Origin of the sequence: Halostella limicola (assembly GCF_003675875.1) — an archaeon.
Classification (GTDB): domain Archaea; phylum Halobacteriota; class Halobacteria; order Halobacteriales; family Natronoarchaeaceae; genus Halostella; species Halostella limicola.
The window spans coordinates 342,018-366,139 of record NZ_RCDI01000003.1; the positions used below are offsets into that span (position 1 = coordinate 342,018).

26 protein-coding genes are annotated in these 24,122 nt (G+C 66.5%); 14 read left to right on the plus strand and 12 right to left on the minus strand.

Going from position 1 to position 24,122, the window contains the following annotated elements; genetic code table 11:
- Positions 1-15: 15 nt before the first annotated feature.
- Genes D8670_RS14990 through D8670_RS15000 form a run of 3 tightly spaced genes read right to left on the minus strand, consistent with a single transcriptional unit; the run spans position 16 to position 1,850 of the window.
- On the minus strand, positions 16-516 hold the full coding sequence (locus tag D8670_RS14990; RefSeq protein WP_121818934.1) for a hypothetical protein: 501 nt from the start codon (positions 514-516) through the stop codon (positions 16-18).
- Positions 509-991, minus strand: a complete 483-nt coding sequence (locus D8670_RS14995) for an OB-like fold-containing membrane protein (RefSeq protein WP_121818935.1) — start codon at positions 989-991, stop codon at positions 509-511. The genes D8670_RS14990 and D8670_RS14995 overlap by 8 nt, the downstream gene beginning before the upstream one ends.
- Before the next feature lie 40 nt (positions 992-1,031).
- Positions 1,032-1,850, minus strand: a complete 819-nt coding sequence (locus tag D8670_RS15000; RefSeq protein ID WP_121818936.1) for an undecaprenyl-diphosphate phosphatase — start codon at positions 1,848-1,850, stop codon at positions 1,032-1,034.
- Positions 1,851-2,179: 329 nt separating this feature from the next.
- Between D8670_RS15000 and D8670_RS15005 the strand changes: the two genes are divergently transcribed.
- Positions 2,180-2,593: a JAB/MPN domain protein-containing protein gene (locus D8670_RS15005; RefSeq protein WP_121818937.1), complete on the plus strand. Its 414-nt coding sequence runs from the start codon at positions 2,180-2,182 to the stop codon at positions 2,591-2,593.
- Between the two features lie 102 nt (positions 2,594-2,695).
- Here D8670_RS15005 and D8670_RS15010 read toward each other — a convergent pair whose 3' ends face one another.
- On the minus strand, positions 2,696-2,905 hold the full coding sequence (locus D8670_RS15010) for a ribbon-helix-helix domain-containing protein (protein WP_121818938.1): 210 nt from the start codon (positions 2,903-2,905) through the stop codon (positions 2,696-2,698).
- A gap of 123 nt (positions 2,906-3,028) precedes the next feature.
- Here D8670_RS15010 and D8670_RS15015 point away from each other — a divergent pair, with 123 nt between their 5' ends.
- Positions 3,029-3,349, plus strand: a complete 321-nt coding sequence (locus D8670_RS15015; protein ID WP_121818939.1) for a hypothetical protein — start codon at positions 3,029-3,031, stop codon at positions 3,347-3,349.
- 1 nt (position 3,350) lies between these two features.
- Here D8670_RS15015 and aglJ read toward each other — a convergent pair whose 3' ends face one another.
- The 3 genes from aglJ to D8670_RS21665 all read right to left on the minus strand — a co-directional run bounded on the left by aglJ (position 3,351) and on the right by D8670_RS21665 (position 5,262).
- Complete coding sequence (aglJ, locus tag D8670_RS15020) at positions 3,351-4,334, minus strand: S-layer glycoprotein N-glycosyltransferase AglJ (protein ID WP_121818940.1); 984 nt, start codon at positions 4,332-4,334, stop codon at positions 3,351-3,353.
- A gap of 101 nt (positions 4,335-4,435) precedes the next feature.
- A complete protein-coding gene (locus D8670_RS15025) occupies positions 4,436-4,885 on the minus strand; it encodes a type IV pilin domain-containing protein (RefSeq protein ID WP_121818941.1) in 450 nt (149 codons plus the stop codon).
- A gap of 242 nt (positions 4,886-5,127) precedes the next feature.
- On the minus strand, positions 5,128-5,262 hold the full coding sequence (locus D8670_RS21665) for a hypothetical protein (RefSeq protein ID WP_255459048.1): 135 nt from the start codon (positions 5,260-5,262) through the stop codon (positions 5,128-5,130).
- 97 nt (positions 5,263-5,359) lie between these two features.
- On the opposite strand from D8670_RS21665, the gene D8670_RS15030 reads away from it, so the two are divergent.
- From D8670_RS15030 to glmS, 7 genes are all read left to right on the plus strand, one after another.
- Complete coding sequence (locus D8670_RS15030; protein WP_121818942.1) at positions 5,360-6,208, plus strand: TrmB family transcriptional regulator; 849 nt, start codon at positions 5,360-5,362, stop codon at positions 6,206-6,208.
- Positions 6,209-6,367: 159 nt separating this feature from the next.
- Complete coding sequence (locus tag D8670_RS15035) at positions 6,368-7,507, plus strand: NAD-dependent epimerase/dehydratase family protein (protein WP_121818943.1); 1,140 nt, start codon at positions 6,368-6,370, stop codon at positions 7,505-7,507.
- The gene (locus D8670_RS15040) at positions 7,503-8,396 is read left to right on the plus strand and encodes an NAD-dependent epimerase/dehydratase family protein (protein ID WP_121818944.1); all 894 of its coding nucleotides are present in this window, start codon (positions 7,503-7,505) and stop codon (positions 8,394-8,396) included. The genes D8670_RS15035 and D8670_RS15040 overlap by 5 nt, the downstream gene beginning before the upstream one ends.
- A gap of 66 nt (positions 8,397-8,462) precedes the next feature.
- Positions 8,463-9,407: an NAD-dependent epimerase/dehydratase family protein gene (locus tag D8670_RS15045; protein ID WP_121818945.1), complete on the plus strand. Its 945-nt coding sequence runs from the start codon at positions 8,463-8,465 to the stop codon at positions 9,405-9,407.
- Positions 9,404-10,621, plus strand: coding sequence for a bifunctional sugar-1-phosphate nucleotidylyltransferase/acetyltransferase (gene glmU, locus D8670_RS15050; RefSeq protein WP_121818946.1), 1,218 nt, complete (start codon positions 9,404-9,406; stop codon positions 10,619-10,621). The genes D8670_RS15045 and glmU (D8670_RS15050) overlap by 4 nt, the downstream gene beginning before the upstream one ends.
- Positions 10,618-11,784: a bifunctional sugar-1-phosphate nucleotidylyltransferase/acetyltransferase gene (gene glmU, locus D8670_RS15055; protein WP_121818947.1), complete on the plus strand. Its 1,167-nt coding sequence runs from the start codon at positions 10,618-10,620 to the stop codon at positions 11,782-11,784. The genes glmU (D8670_RS15050) and glmU (D8670_RS15055) overlap by 4 nt, the downstream gene beginning before the upstream one ends.
- 2 nt (positions 11,785-11,786) lie before the next feature.
- On the plus strand, positions 11,787-13,583 hold the full coding sequence (glmS, locus tag D8670_RS15060; RefSeq protein WP_121818948.1) for a glutamine--fructose-6-phosphate transaminase (isomerizing): 1,797 nt from the start codon (positions 11,787-11,789) through the stop codon (positions 13,581-13,583).
- Positions 13,584-13,637: 54 nt separating this feature from the next.
- On the opposite strand, the gene aglM is transcribed toward glmS, so the two are convergent.
- The 3 genes from aglM to aglF are packed head-to-tail and all read right to left on the minus strand — an operon-like array spanning position 13,638 to position 16,684.
- Complete coding sequence (gene aglM / locus D8670_RS15065; protein WP_121818949.1) at positions 13,638-14,921, minus strand: UDP-glucose 6-dehydrogenase AglM; 1,284 nt, start codon at positions 14,919-14,921, stop codon at positions 13,638-13,640.
- Positions 14,918-15,901: an SDR family oxidoreductase gene (locus D8670_RS15070; RefSeq protein WP_121818950.1), complete on the minus strand. Its 984-nt coding sequence runs from the start codon at positions 15,899-15,901 to the stop codon at positions 14,918-14,920. Before D8670_RS15070 ends, aglM begins: the two co-directional genes overlap by 4 nt.
- 54 nt (positions 15,902-15,955) lie before the next feature.
- A complete protein-coding gene (gene aglF, locus D8670_RS15075; RefSeq protein ID WP_121818951.1) occupies positions 15,956-16,684 on the minus strand; it encodes a UTP--glucose-1-phosphate uridylyltransferase AglF in 729 nt (242 codons plus the stop codon).
- 87 nt (positions 16,685-16,771) lie between these two features.
- Here aglF and D8670_RS15080 point away from each other — a divergent pair, with 87 nt between their 5' ends.
- The 5 genes from D8670_RS15080 (at position 16,772) to D8670_RS15100 (ending at position 22,027) form a co-directional block, all read left to right on the plus strand.
- Positions 16,772-17,545: a glycosyltransferase family A protein gene (locus tag D8670_RS15080; RefSeq protein WP_205254098.1), complete on the plus strand. Its 774-nt coding sequence runs from the start codon at positions 16,772-16,774 to the stop codon at positions 17,543-17,545.
- 115 nt (positions 17,546-17,660) lie between these two features.
- The gene (locus D8670_RS15085; protein WP_121819294.1) at positions 17,661-18,134 is read left to right on the plus strand and encodes a methyltransferase domain-containing protein; all 474 of its coding nucleotides are present in this window, start codon (positions 17,661-17,663) and stop codon (positions 18,132-18,134) included.
- The gene (locus D8670_RS15090) at positions 18,131-19,162 is read left to right on the plus strand and encodes an alkaline phosphatase family protein (protein ID WP_121818952.1); all 1,032 of its coding nucleotides are present in this window, start codon (positions 18,131-18,133) and stop codon (positions 19,160-19,162) included. The genes D8670_RS15085 and D8670_RS15090 overlap by 4 nt, the downstream gene beginning before the upstream one ends.
- Positions 19,163-19,214: 52 nt before the next feature.
- Positions 19,215-20,609, plus strand: coding sequence for a sulfatase (locus D8670_RS15095; protein ID WP_233752247.1), 1,395 nt, complete (start codon positions 19,215-19,217; stop codon positions 20,607-20,609).
- Positions 20,609-22,027, plus strand: a complete 1,419-nt coding sequence (locus tag D8670_RS15100; protein ID WP_121818954.1) for a lipopolysaccharide biosynthesis protein — start codon at positions 20,609-20,611, stop codon at positions 22,025-22,027. Before D8670_RS15095 ends, D8670_RS15100 begins: the two co-directional genes overlap by 1 nt.
- Here the strand turns inward: D8670_RS15100 and D8670_RS15105 are convergent.
- Together D8670_RS15105 and aglG are read right to left on the minus strand one after the other, a co-directional pair.
- Positions 22,014-23,174, minus strand: coding sequence for a glycosyltransferase family 4 protein (locus tag D8670_RS15105; protein WP_121818955.1), 1,161 nt, complete (start codon positions 23,172-23,174; stop codon positions 22,014-22,016). The two genes, D8670_RS15100 and D8670_RS15105, sit on opposite strands and share 14 nt — an antisense overlap.
- The gene (gene aglG / locus D8670_RS15110) at positions 23,168-24,085 is read right to left on the minus strand and encodes a glucosyl-dolichyl phosphate glucuronosyltransferase (RefSeq protein WP_121818956.1); all 918 of its coding nucleotides are present in this window, start codon (positions 24,083-24,085) and stop codon (positions 23,168-23,170) included. Before aglG ends, D8670_RS15105 begins: the two co-directional genes overlap by 7 nt.
- Positions 24,086-24,122: the final 37 nt, after the last annotated feature.

Sequence of the window (24,122 nt, forward strand, 5' to 3'; positions counted from 1 at the left end):
GCCGTCGCCGACGTTTCACAGGTCGAGTGCGAGCCGGTCGAGCGCGAGCCGGTCCAGCACGAAGACGAGCGCAGCGACGACGATCGCCGCGCCCAGAACGCGCGGATCCGAGGAGACGTAGAGGCTCGGCGTCGGCGGCCGCCACGTGACCGGGTACAGCCAGAAGCCCGCTCTGCCGCCGGCGTAGGCTCGCAGCCCGTCGAAGAACAGCCCCGTGAAGCCCCCGGCGACGAGACACGCGTACGCGCGACGGCGGTGGCTGCCGAAACAGAGCGCGATGACGCCGGCGACCAGGAGGACCCCGCCTAGCGTTCCGATCGCCCCGAAGTCGAACGGGACGCCGAGCAGGGATCCGACCGTTCCGGACCCGATCACCATCTCGACCTTGACCAGGTCCGGGATCGCCGCGCCGGCGGCGCCGACCGCGACCCACTCGTCGGTCAGCGGGTCGACGACCCAGCTCGCCGCCGTCATACCGGCGTACGCGAGGAGGACGTGCGAGAGCAGGTCAGGCATCGTCTCTCACCTCGAATCCGGGGGAGTCGAGATCGATCCGCCAGTGTCTGAAGAACAGCACCAGAACGAGCGCTGCGCCGAGGATCGAGACGACGAACTTGTACAGCTCCGCCCCGCCGCTCTCGTTGACGACCACCGTCTCGCGGACGGACATCCGTCGGTCGGGTTCGAGGGTGCCGTACGCCTGAACGACGCCGCCGGGCGCCGCGTCGGCGTCGAAGCCGACCAGCACCATCGCGAACTCGCCGTCGTCGTGCTCGACGCGGATCGTCGCGGTCCCCGCGTCCCGGTCGACCGACTCGACGGTCCCGAACAGGAGTGCGGTTTCGCCGACCTGACCCTCGTAGTCCGCCGCGACCTGTTCGGCAGTAGGCGACGCCCAGCGCCGCTCTTCCGTCGCGTCGTAGTGGACGCACAGGCCGAAGACGGCACCGAGGAGGACGAGCGCGAGGACGCCGCGTTCGGCCGGAGTCATACCGCCGAGTCTCAACGGATCGATGATATGTCTTCCGGGTTCAGACGACCAGCAGCGCGCCGCCGAGGACGGCGAGCGCGCCGATGCCGACGCAGACGGCCCAGAAGTCGACGCGCTCGACGACCCGCATCAGGGCGTCGATGGTCAGATAGCCGACGACCGCGGCGGTCGCCAGCGCGACGAGCGCGGGGCCGAGGTCGACGCTCGGCACGCCGCCCTCGTCGAGGACGGTCACGGCGCCGGCGCCAAGCGCCGCGGGGACGCTGAGAAGGAACGAGAGTCGGAACGCGTCCGGTCCGTCGTGGCCCCGGAGGAGGAGCGCCCCGGCGGTCGTCCCCGAGCGGGAGACGCCGGGCAGCACCGCGAGGCCCTGGAGCGCGCCCACCAGCAGGGCGTCGACGAGATCCGGCGACCGTCGGCCGGCGAGCGACCGGTCGTCGGCGAGTCGCTGGAACGCGCCGGTGGCGATCAGCAGGATTCCGACGATGACGACGAACGCGCCGCCGCCGAGTTCGCTCACGAAGCGATCGATCAGGAGATAGGCGACCAGTCCGACCGCGAACGAGGCGGCGGTCGCGATGCCGAGAAAGGACAGGTCAGCGGTTTCGTCGTCGAACGCGGCGCTCGGTCGCCACGACGGGATCCCGGCGAGGGCGTCCTGCAACGGGGTGCGGTAGTAGACGGCGGCGGAGAACGCCGTCCCGACGTGCAGGAACAGGGAGAACCGGACGGCCGCGTCGGGTGAGGCCCCGACTGCGGTGAGAAAGACCGCGACGTTGCCCTCGCTGGAGATCGGCAGCCACTCGAAGACGCCCTGGAGTGCGCCGGCGACGACGGCGACGAGCGTTGCGCGGTCCATGCGCTACTCCCGTCACCAGTCGGACATAGGTTTTCGGATTCGTTCCGCCGAGGTCGTGCGGTTGGACGGCCGTGGACGCCGCCGTTAGCGGACTCAGCGATGGCGGTTCCCGGCGGTCACGATCACCCACACCGTTCCCGCGAGGAGCGCCCAGACCAGTACCTCGGCGACGATCGTCGTCATCACGGATCCAATGCCGACGGTGAGACACGTAGTTATCCGTCGTAAAACGTTCCCGCCCGCGACGGAGGTCGGGGTAATCCCCGCCTATCCGCCGCGTTCGTTCGCGGAGCCGGTGCACCTTTGTCGTCGCCCGTCCAACTCTGATCGTGGTATACGCTACGCGCGGACTCGTGACGGTCCTCCTGGAACTGGCCGTGGACGCCGAACCGTCGTCGCTCACCGCCGGGATCGCGGTCACGCCGGCGGGCGAACTCGACGGCGCGGAGGACCTCCCGGCGGACGCGCCCGTGTTCACGGACTTCTACCTCCCCGACAGCGGGGAGTCGGTCACCGCCGTCTTCGGCGTCGACCTCTCGACGCCGTCGCGCCAGACGCAGGGGCGGTTCGTCTCTCACCCGCAGGGGAACCTCGAAGTCTCCCGGACCGACGACCTCCACGAGGCGGTGTTCGTGGCCGTGCCGCCGTGGGAGGAGTCGAACCTCGCGGCGTTCGACCGCCGGGGCCGCCGCCGTGACCTGACGGTGATCGACGCCGAACCGCCGCAGGAGTCGCTCGCCTGACCGCAGGCGAGGGTTCGTTCACTGCGGGCGGTCATTCACCGCGGACGGGCGATCATTCCCGCGGGCGAGCGTTCGCCGGTCACCGGTCGCGGCGGCGCTTCCTCACTCCAGATAGCCCAGGTCCCTGAGCTGGGCGGTGATGTTCTCGAACTCCGCCTCCGTGAGCTCGCCTTCCTGCTGGTGCTGGATGACGATGCTCCGGAGGAGAAAGCGAACGAGGTCGCTCGTGCTCTGGAAGCTCGTCCCCTCGATCGTCTCGTCGACGCGGTCGGCGAGGTCCTTCGGGATCGAGACCGTCGTGTACTCGGTCATACCCGTGTTGGGGGACGGCCGGCCGAAAGACTTTGCGACACGGTCACCGGTGACGATCCCCGCCGGGGAGAGGCGATCGCCGTCTGAACAGGTTTTTTGGACCACCTGCCCGTACCGGCGGGTATGGGAGTACGGCCCCCGGCGGACGGCGGGGACGACCCGGAGGCGATCGAGTTCGGTATCGCAGCTGTGGACGCCCGACTCGACGAGGCGGACGTCTCGTTCCCGGCGACTCGGGCGGATCTGGTCGAGGAACTCGACGGCGGCGTGCCGTACGACGGTCGCGGCAGGACGATGCAGTTCGACGACGCGATCGAGCGGACCGGTCGGCGGGAGTTCGACTCCGAGAGCGACCTCCTCGACGCCTTGCACCCGGTGTTCGAGGAGCGCCGCTCGTCGCCGATGGGGCTGATCGACCGCGTGAAGGCGCTGCTGTCGCGCTGAGTCAGTCGCCGGAGCCGTCGGCTTCCGCCTCCGCCGTCTCTCGACGGCCGGCCTCGACGCGTTCTCGCCGCTCCGCTTCGATGCGCTCCATGCGGTGCATCTGCTCGCGGTGCAGCGACACGATCATGTCCGAGAGGACGCCGAAGATGAGCAACTGGACGCCGAACAGCAGGAAGAACGCGGAGACGACGGCGATCACCTCGTGGCTCACGCTCCGCGTGAACCACTCGACGCCGACGTAGGCGGCGAGGACGCCGCCGACGAGGAGGCCGGTCGCCCCGACGCTGCCGAAGTAAAACAGCGGGTTGTTCGTCTTCGCGAGGCGGTACAGCGTCAGGATGATCGTCCCGCCGTCCCAGAGTGGGTGGAGGTTCGTCTCGGACGACTCCGGCCGGGCCAGATAGGTGATCGGCACCTCAGTCATCTCGATACCGTTTTTCACGCACTCGACGGCGAGTTCCGTCTCGATGCCGAACCCTTCCGACTCCAGCCGGAGTCGGCTCACCGAGTCGCGGGTGAACGCACGGTAGCCGCTCAGGATGTCGTAGCGCTCCTCGCCGTGGATGTAGTGGAACGCGCGGTCGATGATCCCGTTGCCGAACTGGTTGAGGCGGGTCATCGCCCCCTCCTCCATGTCGGCGAACCGGTTGCCGATGACGTGTTCGGCCTCGCCCGAGAGCAGCGGTTCGAGCATCGTCGGCGCGTCTTCCGGGCGGTACGTGCCGTCCCCGTCGAGCATCAGCACGTACTCGCTGTCGACGTAGCCCATCGCCTCCTGGATCGCCTGTCCCTTCCCGGACCCCGACTGGACGACGACGCGAGCGCCGCGCTCCTCGGCGATCTCGCGCGTGCCGTCGGTTGAGTTGCCGTCGACGACGAGAATGTCGTCGAGCCCCTGCTCGCGGAACCCGTCGATCACCTCACCGATGGTCGCCGCCTCGTTCAGCGTCGGGATCAGGACGCAGACGTCCCGGTAGTCCGCCATTGCCGTGAACTCCACGGCAGAGGCGCAAAAGGTTTGCTTTCACGGCCGCCGCGAACGCTCCGCTCGCCCGGACTGTGCCGTCGCAGATGACCGCGACGGCGTCAGTCCACGGTGTACTCGCCGACCGTCGCGGACGAGTCGCCGTCGTTCGATGTCCACGTGATACGGATCTCGTCGTCCGACTGCAGGTTCTGGACGCTTCCGTCGTCGTACCCGTGCACGACGACGCTGTCTCCCGCCCCGACTTCGCCGCCCCCGTCCCAGACGGGAGCGCCCGCGTCGTCGACCGCGTCGTACCCGTTCACCGTCACGTTCACCTGGTCTTCCTCGACGTTGTCGCCGCTCTCGTAGAGTATTTCGACGTGCGTTCCGCCCGATTCGTTCTGCGAGAAGTCGAACGTCATCTGCGGCGACGCTCGCAACTTGTCGGCGATGTCGAAGACGAACAGTCCGACGAGCGATCCGAGGACGATCGCGACGGCGATCATGAGAACGACGGCCAGCACCGAAGAGACGGCACCGTCGTCCGTGAAGAGTCGTTTCAGTTGCATGTGTTCGGTGACGCCCCGCGCCGGGCGCCGGGCCCGGCCGGACGGTTACCGTTACATTACGCTGACATCTTATAACGTGTGTGGTTCCAGTGAGATAGAACTGATACGTGAAATTCGGCGCTCCATGAAGACGTCTTCCCCGCAAAGTCGATAGCCGTATTGCCGACATGATCGTCTGGGCCGATCAGTCGTCGACCACTACAAGCCGCCGACCGCGGTCTCGGGATGAACCCCTCGACCGCTCAGTCGTCGGCTTGCTCCCGCTGCTCGCTCAGATGCTCCCAAATCTCGGTACACCCGCAACCGTCAGCGACGTCGCTGACGTGGTCGTCGACCCTGCACGCTTCCGATTCGTCTTCGGGTGTACCGTCGGACATAGTTACTCAGTTCGTGAGTAACCGATCGGACCCGCTCGAAATAAGGCTTTGGGTGGAGGCGCGTGTTTTACGGTATCGGGGCCGAAACCCGCCAGCAATGAGCGCGCGCGACCCGTCAGAGCTCCTCGAACGGCTCGACCTGAAGGAGTACGAGGCGACGGCACTGACCCACCTGCTGTCGGCCGGCCGGACGACGGCGCCGGACATCTCGGAGGCGACGGGGATCCCCAAGGCGCGGATCTACGGCGTGCTGGACTCGCTCGCCGACCTCGGTTACATCAAGGTGTACCCGGGCCGGCCGAAGGAGTACCAGCCGAAGTCGCCCGCGGCGATCCTGGAGCGAGTCAAGGAGAACCGGCGACAGGAGTACGAGCAGTTCCGAAAGGAGATCGAGGACATGCGCGAGGAGTTCCTCTCGGAGTTCCAGCCGCGCTACGAGCAGGCCGGGGAGGACCTCTCGCCGACGGCGGAGCTGTTCTACGTCGTCGACGTCGGCGAGCCGAGCGAGTCCGAGACCCGCCAGCTGTACGCCTCCGCCGAGGAGCACGTCCACGTCATCACGAACAGCTTCGAGTACTTCGACGGGGTCGAACCGGCGTTCAGCGACGCCGTCGACCGGGTCGACGTGGACGTGCTCTTCCTCCACCCGCGACACCTCCCGGAGGAGAAACGGGAGAAGCAGGCGGCGATCGTCGACCGCCTGATCGACGAGTACCCGTCGGTCGGCGTCCGCTTCTCGGAGGAGCGGCTCCCCTGGCGCGGGACGTTTGTCGACCCGAGCATGGAGTACGACTCCGGCAAGGCCATCTTCCTCGTCGAAGAGCGCGACGTGCCGAACCACAAGCGACAGGCCGCCATCACGGAGAACGGCTCGTTCGTCGCCGGCATGAAGCGCTACTTCGACCTCGTCTGGGAGTACGAGAGCGCGGACGAGTACCCGCGGTGAGCGGGACCGGGTCGGGCGACGCGCGCTGAGCCGCTATTTCCGGGTCGAACGCGTTCCGACGGCCACCTCATCCCGTAGCGTCGACTACCGCCGTCTTCCCGGCCTATCAGCGCGGCGACGAAAGGCTTATGCCGGTAGTTACTCACCTTCTGAGTAACTATGACGGTACTCGTCACCGGTGCCGACGGCTACGTCGGCTGGCCGACCGCTCTCAGACTGGCGCGACGACTCGATGAGCGGGTCGTCGGCGTGGACAACCTCGCGCGGCGCGACTGGGTGGAGGACGCGGGGAGCGTCTCCGCCGTCCCCGTCCACGACCCCGAGCGGCGCTTCGACGCGGAGCCGAACCTGAGCTTCGTCTACGCGAACCTCGCCGACCGCGACGAGGTGACGCGACTGCTCGACGTCCACGAACCCCACACGGTCGTCCACGCGGCGGCCCAGCCGAGCGCCCCCTACTCCCAGATCAACGGGGAGCGCGCGCTGTACACCCAGCGCAACAACGTGTCGATGAACGTCAACCTGCTCCACGGCCTGAAGGAGGCCGGTCTGGAGGACGCGCACTTCATCGAGACGACGACGACCGGCGTCTACGGCGCGCCCCAGTTCCCCATCCCTGAAGGCGGGTCGACGATGGAGAACCAGGGCGAGTCTGACGACGTGCCGTTCCCCGCGATGGGCGGCTCCTGGTACCACGTCACCAAGTCCTTCGACAACGCGAACGCGCGGCTGGCCGCCAAGCAGTGGGGCCAGCCCGTCAGCGACGTCCGCACCGCCATCGTCTACGGTACGGAGACAGAGGAGACCGAGGAGACGGAGCTACCGACGCGGTTCGACTTCGACTACTACTTCGGCACCGTCGTCAACCGCTTCTGCGCGCAGGCGGTCGCGGGCTACCCGCTGACCGTCTACGGGAAGGGCGAGCAGCGCAAGCCGATGGTCGGCCTCCGCGACACCGTCGAGAGCCTCGCCACGCTGGTCGAGCGCGGCCGGGACGACGCTGGCGTCGAGGTGTACAACCAGGTCACCCGCCCCGTCGCCATCGTCGAACTCGCCGAGACCATCCAGGAGGTCGGCGAGGAGTTCGACCTCGACGTCGAGATCACCCACGTCGAGAACCCGCGCGAGGAGGACGAGGAACACAAGATGGAGATGGAGAACGAGAAGTACGAGGACCTGGTCGGCGAGCCGCAGTCCCTCGAGGCGGGCATCCGGGACGTGCTGACGACGCTGACCCGCCACAGCGACCGCATCACCGCCCACGAGGACCGGTTCCTGCCGGAGGTGTTGCTCGATTAACGTTCTGGTCACCGGGGGCGCGGGCTACGTCGGGAGCGCCCTGATCCCGGTGCTCCGCGAGGAGGGCCACGCGGTCACCCTCCTCGACGACTTCTCGCTGTCCTCGCCGCGGAACCTGATCGACGCGCCGGCCGTGGAGTTCGTCCGGGGCGACGTCCGCGACGAGGAGCCGGTCCGGGAGGCGATGGCCGGCGTCGACGCCGTGATCCACCTCGCGGCGGTCACCGGCGCGGCACAGACCCACGACATCCCGGAGCGGACGTTCGACATCAACCTCGGCGGGACGGCGACCGTCCTCGCGGCCGCGGAGGACGCGGGCGTCGAGCGCGTGGTGCTCGCCAGCTCGTGCAACGTGTACGGCGAGACCTACGAGACGGACCTGACGGAGTCGTCCCCGACGGACCCGGGCAACCCGTACGCCGAGTCCAAACTCGCCGCCGAGGAGGCCTGCTTCGACGCGGACGTGGAGACGGTCGCGCTCCGGCTGGCGACCAACTACGGCTGGAGCCCCGGCGTCCGGTTCAACCTCGTCGTCAACTCGTTCGTGTTCCGGGCGGTCATGGACGAGCCCCTGACCGTCTACGGCGACGGGTCGAACTGGCGGCCGTTCCTGCACGTCCAGGACACCGCCCGCGCGTTCGCCGCCGCGCTCGACTGGCCCGAGGGCGTGTACAACGTCGGCGAGGGGAACTACCGCATCGAGGAGATCGCCGCGGCCGTCTCCGACGTGGTCGGCACGCCCGTCGAGACGGACTACCTCGAAGAGGAGAACCCCGGGCCGTCCTACAGCGTGACGTTCGACCGGATGGCGAACCGCGAGTTCGCACCCGAGTACGGCCTCCACGACGGCATCCGCGACCTGAAACGACGATTCGATCACGATGGATGACACGTTCGCAGATCACAGAATGACGGCGACCGAACGCCTTTCCGATCTCACATTGAGGGACAAGATATGACAGAAACGTACACCGTAGGCGTGACCGGAGCGGCCGGCTACATCGGCTCCCGCGTCGCCAAGATCCTCCAGGGCGACGGCCACGAGGTGGTCCCCGTCGACGACTTCTCCGAGGGGTCCGTCGAGGAGATCGACGGCCGCGCGGTCGAGGCGGTCGACGTCCGCGACCGCGACGCCCTCCGGGAGGCCCTCTCCGGCGTCGACGCCGTGATGCACCTGGCCGCGATAAGCGGCGTGCCGGACTGCGAGGACGATCCCGAGCACGCGTTCGACGTGAACGTCGGCGGCACGGAGAACGCCGCCTGGCTCTGTCGGGAGTGGGGCGTCCCGCTCGTGTTCCCCTGTAGCATGGCGACCGTCGGCGACCCCGTCGAGTTCCCTATCTCGGCCGACCACCCGCGACAGCCGCTCAACTTCTACGGCCGTAGCAAGGCGCTCTCGGAGGACGACGTGCACCAGCTCGCGGCGGGTGAGTTCCCCGCGCACGTGTACATCAAGTCCAACCTCTACGGCCACCACGAGCTGGGCGGGCAGACGATCGGCAAGAACACCGTGATCAACATCTTCGTCGACAAGGCGCTGAACGAGGAGCCGCTGACCGTCCACGAGCCCGGGACGCAGGCGCGGGACTTCATCCACGTGAAGGACGTCGCCCGCGCGTACGCGCTCTCGCTCGACGAACTCGTCGGGAGCGACCCCGGCGCGACGACGTTCACCCTGGCGAGCGGCGACGACCGGAGCGTGCTCGACATCGCGGAGGTCGTTCAGGAGACCGTCGCCGATGAGCGCGGCTACGAAGTGCCGATCGAGATGGTCGAGAACCCGCGCGAGAGCGAGACGGAGGTGAGCGACTTCACCGTCGACACGTCGGAGGCCGCCGAGGAGATCGGCTTCGAGCCGGAGTACGACATCGAGCGCGCGGTCAGGGAGATGGTACGATGAAGGCCGTCGTCGTCGCCGCCGGCGAGGGGACGCGGATGCGCCCGCTGACCGCCGAGCGGCCCAAGCCGATGCTCCCGGTCGCCGGGACGCCGATGCTCGAACGCGTGATGAGCGCCTGTGAGGGGGTCGTCGACGGCTACGTGCTCGTCGTCGGCTACCGCGCCGACGCCATCCGCGAGCACGTCGGCGAGTCGTTTCGCGGGCTCCCCGTCGACTACGTCGAGCAGGAGGAGCAACTGGGCACGGCCCACGCCATCGGGCGCGCCGAGGCGCACGTCGACGAGCGCTTCCTCGCGCTGAACGGCGACGTGGTCTTCGACCCCGAGCTCGTCGAACAGCTCGCCGAGACGGGGACGACCGCCATCGCGACGATGCGGGTCGACGACCCCACGTCGTACGGCGTGGTCGGAACGGACGACGCCGGCGACGGCCGCCCGAGCGCGACGAGCATCGTCGAGAAGCCGGACGACCCGCCGTCGAACCTCGCCAACCTCGGCCTCTACGCGTTCGATCCGGTGATCTTCGACTACATCGAGCGCACCGGGATGAGCCAGCGCGGCGAGTACGAGATAACGGAGTCGCTGGAGATGCTGCTCGACGACGACCACCCGGTCGCCGTCGTCGAACACGACGGCCGCTGGCTGGACGTCGGTCGCCCGTGGGAACTGTTAGACGCCACGGAGGCCGAACTGGAGGGGCTGGAGCCCCGAATCGAGGGCGAGGTCGAGGAGCGGGCGACGCTGAAAGGGTCCGTCGTGGTCGAGGCGGGCGCGCGCGTCCGCAACGGCGCGTACGTCGAGGGCCCGGCGGTCATCCAGTCCGGCGCGGACGTAGGCCCGAACGCCTACGTGCGCGGCGCGTCGGTGATCGGTCCGGACGTCCGGATCGGCAACGCCGTCGAGGTGAAGAACTCGATCATGATGGAGGGGGCCTCCGCGGGCCACCTCTCGTACGTCGGCGACTCCGTGATCGGCCGCGACGCGAACCTCGGTGCCGGCACCACGGTGGCGAACCTCCGTCACGACGACGCGAACGTGGCGATGGACGTGAAAGGCGAGCGCGTCGACACCGGCCGCCGGAAGCTCGGCGTCGTCCTCGCCGACGGCGTGAAGACGGGCATCAACACCAGCCTCAACGCCGGCACGAAGCTCGGCGCCGGGGCCATGACGCGTCCCGGGGAGAGCGTGATGGAAGACAGGGGTGAGTCGCTATGAAGGCCGTCATCCTGGCGGCCGGCGAGGGCCAGCGGCTCGAACCGCTGACGAACCGCCGCCCCAAGCCGATGGTGCCGATCGCGAACCAGCCGCTGCTGGAGTACGTCATCGACTCCGTCTCCGACGCCGGGATCGACGAGATCGTCCTCGTCGTCGGCTACAAGCGCGAGCGGATCCAGACGTACTTCGGCGACGGCCACCGCTGGGGCGTCGACATCGAGTACGCGGTCCAGGAGAAACAGCTCGGCACCGGTCACGCCGTCCTGCAGGCCGAGGACTACGTCGACGACGAGTTCCTCGTGCTCAACGGCGACCGGATCATCACCGCGGACCTGGTCGAGCAACTGGTCGAGACCCGCTCGGAGACGAGCGAGACGGTGATGGCAGTCACCCGCGCCGACGACCCGACGGAGTACGGCGTCGTCACGCTCGACGGCGACCGCGTCACCGGGATCACTGAGAAGCCGCGGGCGCCGGCCGCGCCGTCGGACATCGTCAACGCCGGCGTGTACGCCTTCGACCAGTCCGTGTTCGACGCCATCCGCGAGATCGAACCCAATCCCGCGGGCGAGCTCGCGCTGACCGCGGCCATCGAGCGCCATCTGGACGACGAACCCGTCCGGGCAGCGCGGTACCGCGGCCTCTGGGTCGACGTCTCCTACCTCTGGGACGTCACTGCGGTCACCGCCCAGGTACTCGACGAGCTCGACGACCCGATCCAGAACGGCGTCGTCGACGAGGGGGCGCGGGTCGCCGACGACGTCCGGATCGGCTCCGACACGCGCGTCGGCGCGAACGCGACGATCCGCCGCGGGACCGCGCTCGGGAACAACGTCACCGTCGGCGCGAACGCCGTCCTGTCGAACGTCGTCGCCTTCGACGACGCGACGATCGGCGACGGCGCCGTCCTGCGTGACTGCATCGTCGCCGAGAACGCGACGGTCGGGCCGAACACCACGGTGCCCGGCGGGCCGGCGGACGTGGTCGTCGACGACACCTACTGCGAGTCGGTCGATCTAGGCGCGGTCGTCGGCGACAACGCGTCGGTCGGCGGCGGGTCCGTCCTCGTGGGCGGCACCATCATCGGCGACGGCGCGACGGTACAGGACGGGGTGACCGTCTCGGGACGCGTCCCGACGGACGCGGAGGTGCGGAGGGGATAACCATGTGTGGAATCATCGGCTACATCGGCACGAAATCGCCGCTCTCGGTTGTCGCGACGGGGCTGAAGAACCTGGAGTACCGCGGCTACGACTCCGCGGGCATCGCGCTGAACAACGGCGGCATCGAGGTGTACAAACAGGAGGGCGAGATCGACGACCTCGAACTCCCCGAATCGTCGGACGCGACCTGCGGGATCGGCCACACCCGCTGGTCGACCCACGGCAAGCCGACCGACGCGAACGCGCACCCGCACACCGACTGCTCGGGCCGGATCGCCGTCGTCCACAACGGGATCATCGAGAACTACGACGCCCTCAAGGACGAGCTCTCCGACCACGAGTTTACCAGCGAGACGGACACGGAGGTCATCCCACACCTCCTCGAAGAGGCGTACGACGGCGACGACCTCGTCGGGGCGGTGCAGGCCATCCTCCCACGGCTGGAGGGGAGTTACGCCTTCGCGGTGACCGCCGCCGGCCACGACGGCATGGTCGCCGCGCGGATGGACAGCCCGCTGGTCGTCGGCCGCGGCGAGGACGGCAACTTCGTCGCCAGCGACGTGACGGCGTTTCTCGAACACACCCGCGAGGTGTCGTACCTGGAGGACGGCGACGTCGTCTCCGTCACCGCAGACGGCGTCACCGTCTACGACGCCGAGGGGGTCGTCGACCGGGCGGTCCAGACCGTCGACTGGGAGGCCGACGCCGCCGAGAAGGGCGGCTACGACCACTACATGCTCAAGGAGATCCACGAGCAGCCCCGGTCGCTCCGCCAGACCCTGTCCGGGCGCGTCGACGCGGTCGAGGGCGACGTCGACCTGGACCTCGACATGCCCGAGCAGTACCTCCAGTCAGTCACGGAGATACAGATCGTCGCCTGCGGCACGTCCTACCACGCCGGCCTCTACGCGCAGCAGCTGATCGAGGAGCTCGCGAACGTCCGCGTCTCCGTCCACGTCGCCAGCGAGTACGAGTTCAACGGGGGCCGCGACCCGTGGCGAACGCTCGTGATGGCCGTCACGCAGAGCGGCGAGACGGCGGACACGCTCTCGGCGATGCGCGAGGCGGCCCGCGCCGGCGCGCGGACGCTCGCGGTCACGAACACCGTCGGGAGCACGGCCGCCCGCGAGGCCGACGACGTGGTCTACATCCGCGCCGGCCCGGAGATCGGCGTCGCCGCGACGAAGACGTTCGCGGCGCAGGTGACGACGCTCTCGCTGCTGTCCGTCTACCTCGGCCGCGAGCGGGGCAAGCTGTCGGCCGACGAGGCGAGCGAACTGCTCGAGAACGCCCGGGGCCTCCCGGGGGCGATCCAACAGATACTGGACGTCGAGGACGAGATCAAGGCGGTCGCCGAGGAGTACGTCGACGGCGACGCCTTCTTCTTCATCGGCCGGAAGCTCGGCTGCCCGGTCGCGCTGGAGGGGGCGCTCAAGCTGAAGGAAATCTCCTACGCCCATGCCGAGGGGTTCGCCGCCGGCGAACTGAAACACGGCACCCTCGCGCTGGTGACGCCCGAGACGCCGGTGCTCGCCGTCCTCACCGAGGGCGCGAACCCGCAGGCGACGCTCAACAACGTGAAGGAGGTCGAGTCCCGCGGCGCGCCGGTGATCGGCGTCACCTCGCACGACCCCGCGGAGAAGTTCCTCGACGCCAGCTTCGAGGTTCCCGACCTGGGCCGCCTCGAACCGCTGCTGGCGAACATCTACCTGCAGCTGTTCGCCTACCACGTCGCGAAGCTGAAGGGCCGCTCCATCGACAAGCCGCGGAACCTTGCGAAGAGCGTTACCGTCGAGTAGCGCGCCTCACTGCTGCGATCCCCGCCGGTTTCTCGATTTCTCGTTTCCCGCTCGCTACCAGGTCAGCCCCTCGTACGCGTCGAGCGCGTCCGTATCCACGTCGATCCGGCGGCCGTCGATCAGCACCTTCCGGGCCATCCCCGAGAAGTCGAGGTCAGCGAACTCCGGCCACTCGGTCGCGACCATCGCGGCGTCGGCCCCGTCGAGCGCCGCCTCGGCGGACGCGGCGTAGCGCACGTCGGGGTACTTCTCGCGGGCGTTCTCCGTGGCGACGGGGTCGTACGCGACGACGTCCGCGCCGCGTTCTTGCAGGTGGCCGATGAGGTCCATCGCCCGGGACCCGCGGACGTCGTCGGTGCCGGGTTTGAACGCGACGCCGAGGACCGCGACGCGGGCGCCCTCGGGATCGACGTGTCCCGCCAGCAGGTCCACCATCCGTCGGGGCTGGAGGTCGTTGACCGAGACGACGGCGTTCAGCAGTTCGGGTTCGTACCCCTGTTTCCGCGCGAGCGCGCGGACGGCGTCGACGTCTTTCGGGAAGCAGGAGCCACCCCAGCCGAGGCCGGACCGGAGGAACTTCGCCGAGATGCGGTCGTCGAGGCCGACGGCGTCGAACACCTCGTAGGCGTCCACGTCGAGATCCTTGCAGACGTTGCCGAGTTCGTTCACCAGCGACACCTTCGACGCGAGCATCGTGTTGTTGGCGTACTTGATCATCTCGGCCTCGCGCAGGCCGGTGTCGACCACCGTCGTCCGCTCGCGCAGGTCGGCGTAGAGGTCCCGCAGCAGGTCTCGAACCCACTCCTGTTCGGACCCGACGACGATCTTGTCCGGATGGAGGAAGTCCTCGACCGCGGTGCTCATCCGGAGGAACTCGGGGTTCATTCCGAGACCGAGGTCCTCCCCGACGGTCTTGCCGGACGCCCGCTCGACGGCGGGGCCGATCACTTCGTCAGTCGTCCCCGGCACGACTGTGCTCTTGGTGACGACGGCGTGGCGCCCGGCTTTGTCGCCCAGCGCGTCGCCCAGCGCCTCCGCGCCGGCCTCCATCACCGCGAGGTCGATGCTGCCGTCCTCCTGGGAGGGCGTCGGCAGGCACAGCAGCGTGAGGTCGCTGTCGACCACCGCGCCGTAGTCGGTCGTCGCGCGCAGTCGATCGCCGGCGTTGCGCTCGATCCGCTCCTGCAGCCCTTCCTCGTGGATCGGCGCTTCTCCGTCGTTGATCGTCCCCACGACCTCCTCGTCGATGTCGACGTTCACCACCTCGTGACCGAGGTCGGCGAGGCAGGCGGCCACGGTCGTCCCGACGTAGCCGCTGCCGACGATCGAGACGTTCACGACTCGATCACCAGCGGTTCGTACCACTCGCGGTTCTCGACGTACCAGTCGACGAAGCGGGAGACGCCGTCCCGGATACTCACGCTCGGTTCGTAATCGAGGAGTTCGCTGGCTTTCGTCACGTCGGCGTGTGTGTGTCGCGCGTCGGCCTCGTTCGGCTCCGTGTACTCGATGTCGACGTCGGCCCCCGTCTCGGCGACGATGTGCTCCGCGAGTTCCTGGATAGTGATGTTCCCGCTGGACCCGACGTTTATCGCCTCGCCGTCGGCCGCGTCGGTATCGAGCAGCGCGAGGTTCGCGTCGACGATGTCGTCGACGTACGTGAAGTCCCGCGTCTGCTGACCGTCGCCGTAGATGATCGGTGGCTCCCCGTTGAGACAGCGCGACGTGAAGTTCGTGATCGCCATGTTGGGCCGCATCCGGGGCCCGTAAACGGTGAAGTGGCGCAGGCTTACCGTCGCGACGTCGTGGAGATTGTCCCAGACGCGACAGTAGTGTTCGGAGGCGAGCTTCGTGATCGCGTAGGGGCTCTGCGGATAGTTCGCATGGTCCTCGTCGTACGGCAGGTAGTCGTCTTTCCCGTACACCGACGACGAGGAGGCGTTCACGACTCGACGGACGCCGTGGTCGGCCGACGCTTCGAGGACGTTCAGCAGGCCGCCGACGTTGTTCTTGTTGTACGCGTGCGGGTTCTCGACGCTCGTGCGGACGCCCGCCTTCGCCGCCTCGTGGTAGACGAACTCAACGTCGTCGTCCGCCACGATGCTACGGACCAGTTCCTCGTCCGTGATCGATCCCTCGACGAACCGGAACCGGTCGCCGCCGGTGTCGCGACACCGCTCGAGGTTGCGCTCCTTAATCCGGACGTCGTAGTACGGATCGAGGTTGTCGAGTACCGTTACTCGGTGACCGTCCGACAGCAGTCGCTCGGCGATGTGTGAGCCGATGAAACCCGCACCGCCTGTCACGAGAACGTTCATGTCTGGACCCTCGGCGGGGACCGGTTTGTGATTTCCGGTTCGATCGGTCGTGGCCTACTGCTCCGGCGTTTCGCCTTCGCTGATCCGCCGTTCCGCCTCGTCCTTGTCGTCGGGATAGCCCACGTCGATCCGCCAGCCGTCCATCCGGATCGCGTCGATGGTGCGGCCGGACTGGATCAGCAGGTCCACGGCGTCGGGCAGTTCGTACTCGCCGCGGTCGCTGGGCTGGACGAGGTGACAGGCGTGGAAGATCGCGGGAGTGAACGAGTAGAAACCGGTCATCACGAGGTTCGACGGCGGGTCGTCCGGCTTCTCCATCAGTTCGATTATCTCGCCGTACTCGTTCGTGTCGCAGACGCCGTACCGCGATGCTTCCTCCATCGGCACCTCCTCGACGAGAAACGCCGCGTCGGCGCGTTCCTCCTGCTGGCGGCGGACCACGTCGCCGAGGTTCGCCCGGAAGACGTTGTCGCCGAGCATGAGGACGAAGTCGTCGTCGACGTAAGGTTCGGCCTGCAGGAGCGCGTGCGCGAGGCCGAGCTGCTCGCGCTGGTGGGCGTAGGTGATCGGCACGCCGCGGTACTCGTCGTCGTACCGCTCGATGATCTGCTCTTTCTTGTAGCCGACGACCACGATGAACTCGTCGATGCCGATGTCGACGAGGTTGTCGAAGACGTCTTCGATCAGCGGCTTCCCGTCGACTTCGACGAGGACCTTCGGCTTGTCGTCGGTGAGCGGGCGCAGCCGGGTGCCCTTGCCCGCGGCGAGGATGACGGCTTGCATACGTATGTCCTCGCGAACGTGACTCTTACAAATTTCGGCTGCCGTCTTTCCCAGAGGTTTATCGGTCGACCCAGAAATATACCATCAATGGCAGTGCCCACTGAGATCGACGTTGCAATACCGACGTACAACTCGGGGGACGTTCTCAAGGGAACGCTCGATTCGCTGGCGTGCGCTGAACGGAACTGCGACAGTCGAATCGTCCGAATAATCGTCATCGACAACCAGAGCGAGGACGACACCGAAGCGATCGTGAGCGAACGGACCAACACGTACGACTGGGACCTCGACTTCGTCTCGGAGTCCAGCAACCTCCCCCAAGCGCGTGAGATGGCTATCGATCGAGTGACGAGCGACTGGTTCCTGTTTCTCGACGACGACACGCGAGTCCGAGAGACGTACCTTCGGACGCTCACGACGACGGCCGCACCGACGATCGGAGCGGTACAGGGCCGGAAGTCCTCCCGAACGGAGCGCAACACCGACTGGGTCCGGCGCCGGTCGAGACGCGGGGGAACGCACGCGACGCTCGTGCGCCGAGAGGCGGTTGACGGACTCTCGTATCCGGACGACCTCGCTGTCCTCGAAGACGAGTACACGCGACGGTACGTGGAAGACCGTGGCTACTTGTGGGTGTTCAACCACCAAGCGCGGTTCGACCACGCGAACCAGGACCGTCATCCGATCGGGTGGTGCGAAGGGTACCTCGGCGGGAAGTACGACCTCTCGCAGTTCCACACCGTCGCCCTCAACGTCCCGTACGCTCTCCTCACTCGTCGTGATCCCGGCGCTCATCTCCGACGGACAGCGGGATGGGTCGTCGGCAGGGCCGTTCGGGAGCTATCGTCGATCGGCCAGTGACCGTAACGGGGGCGAACGACCGGCCGCTTACTCGTTTCCGACTTCGTTCTCCTGCAGAGGGTGGGAGTCAACAGTCATAATTAGGAGCGTATCGTTCGCTACGTCAAGGGAGACTATGTCTAAGGCCCATTCGCGAAAAATACTCGATATCGGCTGTGGGAAGAACAAACGGGAGCCGAAAGCGGTCGGACTCGACATTCGTGACTACGACCCTGTCGACGTGGTCGCAGACATCGACCGGGAGGAACTGCCGTTCGAGAGCGATCGCTTCGAGCGGATTCTAACGTATTCGGTGCTCGAACACATGGAAAACTTGCCGAGCGTGATGGAGAAGATCCACCGAATCGCCGAGGACGGCGCCGTGGTCGAGGGGAAAGTTCCCCACTGGAAGGATCGAAACGCGTACATCGACCCCACTCACAAGCGGTTCTTCGACGAGCGGACCTTCGACTACTGGGATCCGACGACTGAATACGGCGACCTCGAGTACTTCGACGTCGAGTTCCGCGTCCGTCGGTCGCAGCGCGTCCGTCGCCTCCAGTTCTGGAAGTCGCGACCGATCGAGTTCAAGCTGGAGGTCGTCAAATGAGCAGCGACTCCGGACTGACGGTCGTCCTCGGTTGGGACGGGATCGACAACGAACTCGCCACGGAGTGGGAGGTAGCCAGCGCGTTCGGGGAACACACTCGCGAACTGGAAACGTTCGACAACGACCTCCTCGGAAAACCCCATACCCACGAGATATGGCCGTCGATCATCACCGGCCGTCCGCCCGAAGACCACGGCATCTACGCGAAGACGGAGGACGAAGGTGCGGCCTGGAACAGCCGTACTGTCGCTCTCGCCGCGCGGTTGACCAACGGTGTCGTCCCAGAGCGTATCCGGACCTCGATAGGGAAGGCCATCCGAAACGCCGGAGCCGAACTCGACTACAAGACGCCGGCCTACTACCGAGACCGGGGGATCGAAACGGTGTTCGACGGGCGTCAGTCGCTGTCGCTCGCCGTTCCGAACTACCGAACGACCGCGGACGACGCGTTGGATATGCACTTCGACCGCGGCGCGCAGCTCGGCGAGTACCTCAACATCACGACCGACGAGCAGGGGCGGACACGTCACGAGCCGTCCGTCCCGATCCACCGCTTGGAGCAGCGGCTGGTCAGCGAGGCGATGCGGAAACTCGGCGTGGTTCGATCGGCGATCCAGCGGGAGTACGACCTCGTGTTCGTGTGGCTCGGCTACCTCGACACGGTCGGCCATCTCGCTCCGACTGTCGACGAAGACGGATGGCAGCGTCGGGCGTACGAACAGGCGGCGAAGTGGACTCGAGAGGTCCGATCCGATCTCACCGACGCGGACACGTTGCTCTGCGTGTCCGACCACGGACTTCAGGACGGCACCCACAGCCACAGCGCGTTCTTCGGCGCCGACGACGAGGGCGTGACCCGGGAGACGGAGACCGTCCTTGATGTCGCGGCCGCCATCGACGAGGTTACTCGATCTCGGACCGATGCCGGCGTTCCGGAGGTCAGGGACCCCTATCGCCGCGAGACATCGTCGACGACGGGCGAAGCGGAGGCCGTGCGCGATCAACTCTCCGACCTGGGCTACCTATGATCTGGATGATCCCGAAGGAAAAGACGGAAATGACGGCCCGGTGCAGTAGACAATGATGCAGCCCCGCCCTAACGTCCTTTGGATAACCCTCGATAGCGTCCGCGCGGACCACACCACCGTCGGTGGGTACGATCGAGACACGACGCCGAACCTCCAGCGGATCGCCGATTCGGAGGGTGGGGAGTACTTTTCGAACTGCTTCGCTGCGGGAAACGCGACAGCGCTATCCGCCGCCTCGATTTTGACCGGGACGTATCCCTCGCACCACGGGTTAAAGATCTCCAACGAGGCGATCCCCGAGGTGCTCGAAACGGTTCCGGAACGGTTTCGGGACGCCGGTTACGCGACAGCCGGTCTCTCCCGTAACTCCTACGTCAGTTCCGGCACCGGCCTCAACAGGGGTTTCGACAGGTTCGAATGGCTCGCCGCATCGACGCTTCTCGACGTCCTAGATCCGATGACGATAGCGAAGTACCTCCTAAACATCCGTCGTCACTCCGCCGGGGTTACGACCGATACGGCGAAACACGCGACGCCCTACTTGCTCAACGAAGTTACGAAGAACTGGCTCGCCGACTTCGAAGGCGAAGAACCCTTCTTCTTCTACCTTCACTACAACGAGCCACATCGCCCATACTATCCGCCTCTGCCGTATCTCAGCAGGTATACTGACGACCTGGCGATCTCTGCCAAGGAGGCAGCTAATATCGCGATGCGTGTCCACTACCGGATGGATGAGATCGTTGCGAACGACTACGATCTCACAGAGATGGAACAGCGTGCGATCGAAGCGATGTACGACGCCGAAATCGCCTATACCGACGAGATGGTCGGTCAACTGTTCGACCATGTTCAGTCACTCGATCTCGACAACACTGTCGTCGTCATTACCTCTGACCACGGTGAGTTGTTCGGTGAACGCGGTCTACTCGCACATCGCATCGCTATCAACGACGCGGTGACGCACGTACCGCTCGTGGTACACGGTCTCGCCGATGTCGACTACCCGTTCGACGGACTGATTCAACACCTTGATCTCGTACGGACGCTCGCCGAGTTCGCAGAGGTGTCAACCGACGGACTGCAAGGGATCGACATGCGACAAACAACCCGCGAGTACGTCCTCTCACAACGCCAAGAAGCGAACTTCGATCCCTATCTGGAACACAACCCCGACTTCGACACGTCCGGATACCACACCGGCATGCTCACGAGCCTACGGACTCGCGAGTTCAGATATGAAAAGAGCAACGGAAGTTCGCAGTTATTCGAACTCCCCGACGAGACGACCGACACTACCGATCAGTACCCCGACGTGGCTGCCGACTTCGACAACAAGCTCTCCGAGTGGCTCGCTACCGACGGTCAGCCGATAACGACCGGAGAAGAATCCCGTCTCACCGACGAAATGCAGAAACAACTCCAGGATCTCGGCTACATGGAATAATGCGCCTCGGTAGAACTACGCTGATCCACTTCGCGTCGCAGGTCGGGGTTTCACTCGCGGGATTTATTGCTACCTTCGCGATCGCTCGCCTTCTCGGTGCTTCGAGCCTCGGAACGTACGCCATCGCCGTCGCTCTCCTGTTTTGGCTCAACGTGCCGGCGAGCGCCGTCGGCAACGCGATCAACAAGCGCGTCAGCGAGGGGATCGACCGCGGCTCGTATCTCACGGCCGGCTTCGTGCTGAACGCCGCGATTGCGGCCGTAGTCGCGGTCGCTATCGTCATCTTCGCGGGTCAGGTGGATGCTTACGTCGGCGCGTCAGTCAGTGATCTCGTCGCCGCGCTCGTCATCGGCAACGTCGCGCTGATAACCGTCGTCGGTGCTCTCAACGGTCAGAAGAAGGTCGCCCAAACCGGCGTCCTCCGCGCCATCGAGCGCGTCGGTCGGACGGGATTCCAGGTGGCGCTCATCCTACTCAGTTACGGCCTGACCGGCCTCCTCGTTGGCCACGCCGCGTCGCTCGCGGTGGCGGCACTCCTTGGTGTCGTGCTATTCGAGGTGCGGCCCTCGATGCCCGCTCGCGAGCACCTACGCAGTCTGCTCAAGTACGCGCGGTATTCCTGGCTCGGTACGCTCAAGACCCGCGCGTTCGGATGGATGGACACGATCGTGCTCGCGTTCTTCGTACCGTCTGCCCTCATCGGCATCTATGAAGTAACGTGGACGCTCGCGTCGACGCTGGCGCTCGTGAGCAACTCGATCCAAAAGACGCTCTTTCCGGAACTGAGCGAACTCTCCGTCGAAGAAAACTACGACCGCGTTCACCACTTTCTCAACGAGGGGCTGGTGTTCACCGGGATATTCGCGATTCCCGGACTATTCGGCGCCGCCGTTATCGGCCCACGAATCCTGAAGATCTACCGGCCGGAGTTCACCCGCGGTGCGTCAATCCTACTTGTGCTCATCGTCGCCCGCACGCTCGCGGCGTTCGGAACGCAGTTCCTCAGCGCTATCAATGCCATCGACCGGCCCGATGTCGCCTTTCGGATCAACCTCGTCTTCGTCGTCTCGAACGTCGTCCTCAACGTCGTCCTCATCTCGCAGTTCGGGTGGTATGGCGCCGCCGCCGCGACAGCACTCTCTGCGACGATAACGCTGACTCTCGGCTATCTTGCGCTCGTCTCCCTCATCGGTCGACCGGAGATACCATACCGAGAGATCGCTCGCGAATTCAGTGCGAGTCTCGTGATGGCGGGTACGGTGTACGCGATGGCCGGAATGCTTCCGGGATCGCACTACACAACCCTCGCGCTCGTCCTCGTCGGCGGGGCCGTATACGCGGGCGTTCTCGTAGGGCTCTCGAATAGGGTCCGACAGAAGGCCGTCGCGCTACTCCCGGAAGATGTCACTGCGCGATAGCGTCGAGGATCGCCTTGTACCGCTCGACTGCGGCCTCGAACGAGTACTCGTCCTCTATCAGCTCCCGCCCGTTCTCGCTCATCTCGGCGATGTCCTCCTCGTTTAATACCTGGGTTATCTCCGCCGCCATTTCCTGCGGCGACTGCTCAGTCATCAGGACGCCGGTCTCGCCATCCCGAACGACGTCCGGGATGCCGGACACCGGCGTCGCGTACACGGGCGTACTGCAGGCGAGCGACTCGAGGATCGTCGTCGGCAGCCCCTCCGTCGGTTGCGACGGCATGACGAGCAGGCGGAGGTCGTTCAGCTCCGACGGCACGTCGTCGTGGTCGACCCATCCGGCAAGTTCGACGGTCCCGCTCTCGATCTCCGTCGCGAGCTCCCGCTCCAGCCAATCGGAGAGGTCGCCGTCGCCGATGAACCGGAACGTCACGTCGTCCGGAAGGCGGCGGGCGACGTCGGCGAGTTCCCGAACCCCTTTCTCCTCGTCGATTCGACCCAGGAAGCCGACAGTTCGATCGCGCTCCTCGTAAGGGACGGTCACGTCGAACGCGTCCGTGTCGACGTACCGGGCCCCGTTCGGGTAGAGCTTGTGGCGATACGCGTCGAGGTCGAACTGTTCGGCCATCGACGGCGTGTAGGCGATGATGGCGTCCGCGAGGCGGTAGTTCAAGCGCTCAAGCGCCCGAACGCCCCCTGCGAGCGTTCGGGCGACTGGCGACGGCACCAACTCCTCCCAGTTGAGACGGAGCGTCAGCGGCACGTCGCCGCGCGGTTCGACGACCACGGTCTTCCCGAGCAGCCTGGCGGCGAGAACGGGCAGAACGTAGGATGTGGCCCCGAAGAAGAGCACGATCTCCTCCTCGCGGGAGGAGATCGTGCGGCACATCCGCAACTGGTTCAACAGAAACCGCCCGGCGGCGACGGCGATGTTGTCGCCGGCGCCCTTGCGAGTGATCTCGACGACTTCGTGGCGGTCGCGGATGACCGAGTCCGCCGGGAGATCGGCGGTCACCAGCGAGACGCTCGTCACGGCGGCGAGGATCTCCAGAAGCGTCCGGGTTGCGTTCTCTCCGGCAGCCGAGAGTGGATGGGTGACGACGCAGACGCCCGGGTCGTCTTCCGCCCCGCGTGCGTTCCTCACCATTTGAGCACTCCGTAGAGGTACCCGAGGCCGACGACGCCGGTGAAGACACCGAGCATCACCAACTGGAGCACCGCCGTCCCCGACCGCGTCGTCACTGTCCGCTTCGCCCGATCCGGGACGAACCGGAACAAGAGGTCGCCGAGGAACTCGCTCTCCTCGCCGGTCGAGTCGGGCACGAGCGTCTCCATCGCGCGCTTCGAGTAGCCCTGCCAGAACGCCCGTTCGAGGAGCCAGACGGGGTCGGTGCGGTATTCGAACACCTTGTGTGCGACCTCTGCGTCGGGGTTGTACCAGACGCCTTCGCCGTACTCGCGCTCCAGTCGGGCGCACAGTTCCGTTTCGCCGCCCTGCAGGTTCTTGTCGCCCTTCCGGCCACCGATGTCGGGGTCAAAGCCGTCGAGTTCGAGGAAGGCGTCGCGACGGAAGGAGATGTTCGACCCGAACGTGTTGCGCACCTCGGTTTCGCCGTCAGCAAATCCGCGGTGGGTGACGCCGACCAGCCAGTAGAACTCCGCGGGGAGAAAGGCGGGCTTCCCGGCGACCCAGGCGGGGGTCATCTTCCCGCCAGCGGCGACGGCGTCGCGGCGCTCGTACGTGTCCACGAGTTCCGCGGCCCACTCGTCGTCGGGCACGGCGTCGTCGTCGATGAACGCGACGACGTCGCCCGAGGCCATCTCGGCGCCCCGATTGCGGCACTTCAGGAGCCCGAGGTTCTCGTCGTTGCAGTGGAGGACGACGCCGTCGCGGTCGCCGTAGTCCTCCCGCACACGCTCGTACACCTCCTCGGTGCCGTCGACGACCACGACCAGTTCCACGTCGTCGTGCGTCTGGTCGAGGACGGCGTCGGCGGCCTCCCGGAAGTGGTCGTACATCTCCAGGGAGTACGTGCACAGAACGACTGAAACCCTCATTACGACTCGGTTCGACCCCGCGACAGTAGTCGTTTTC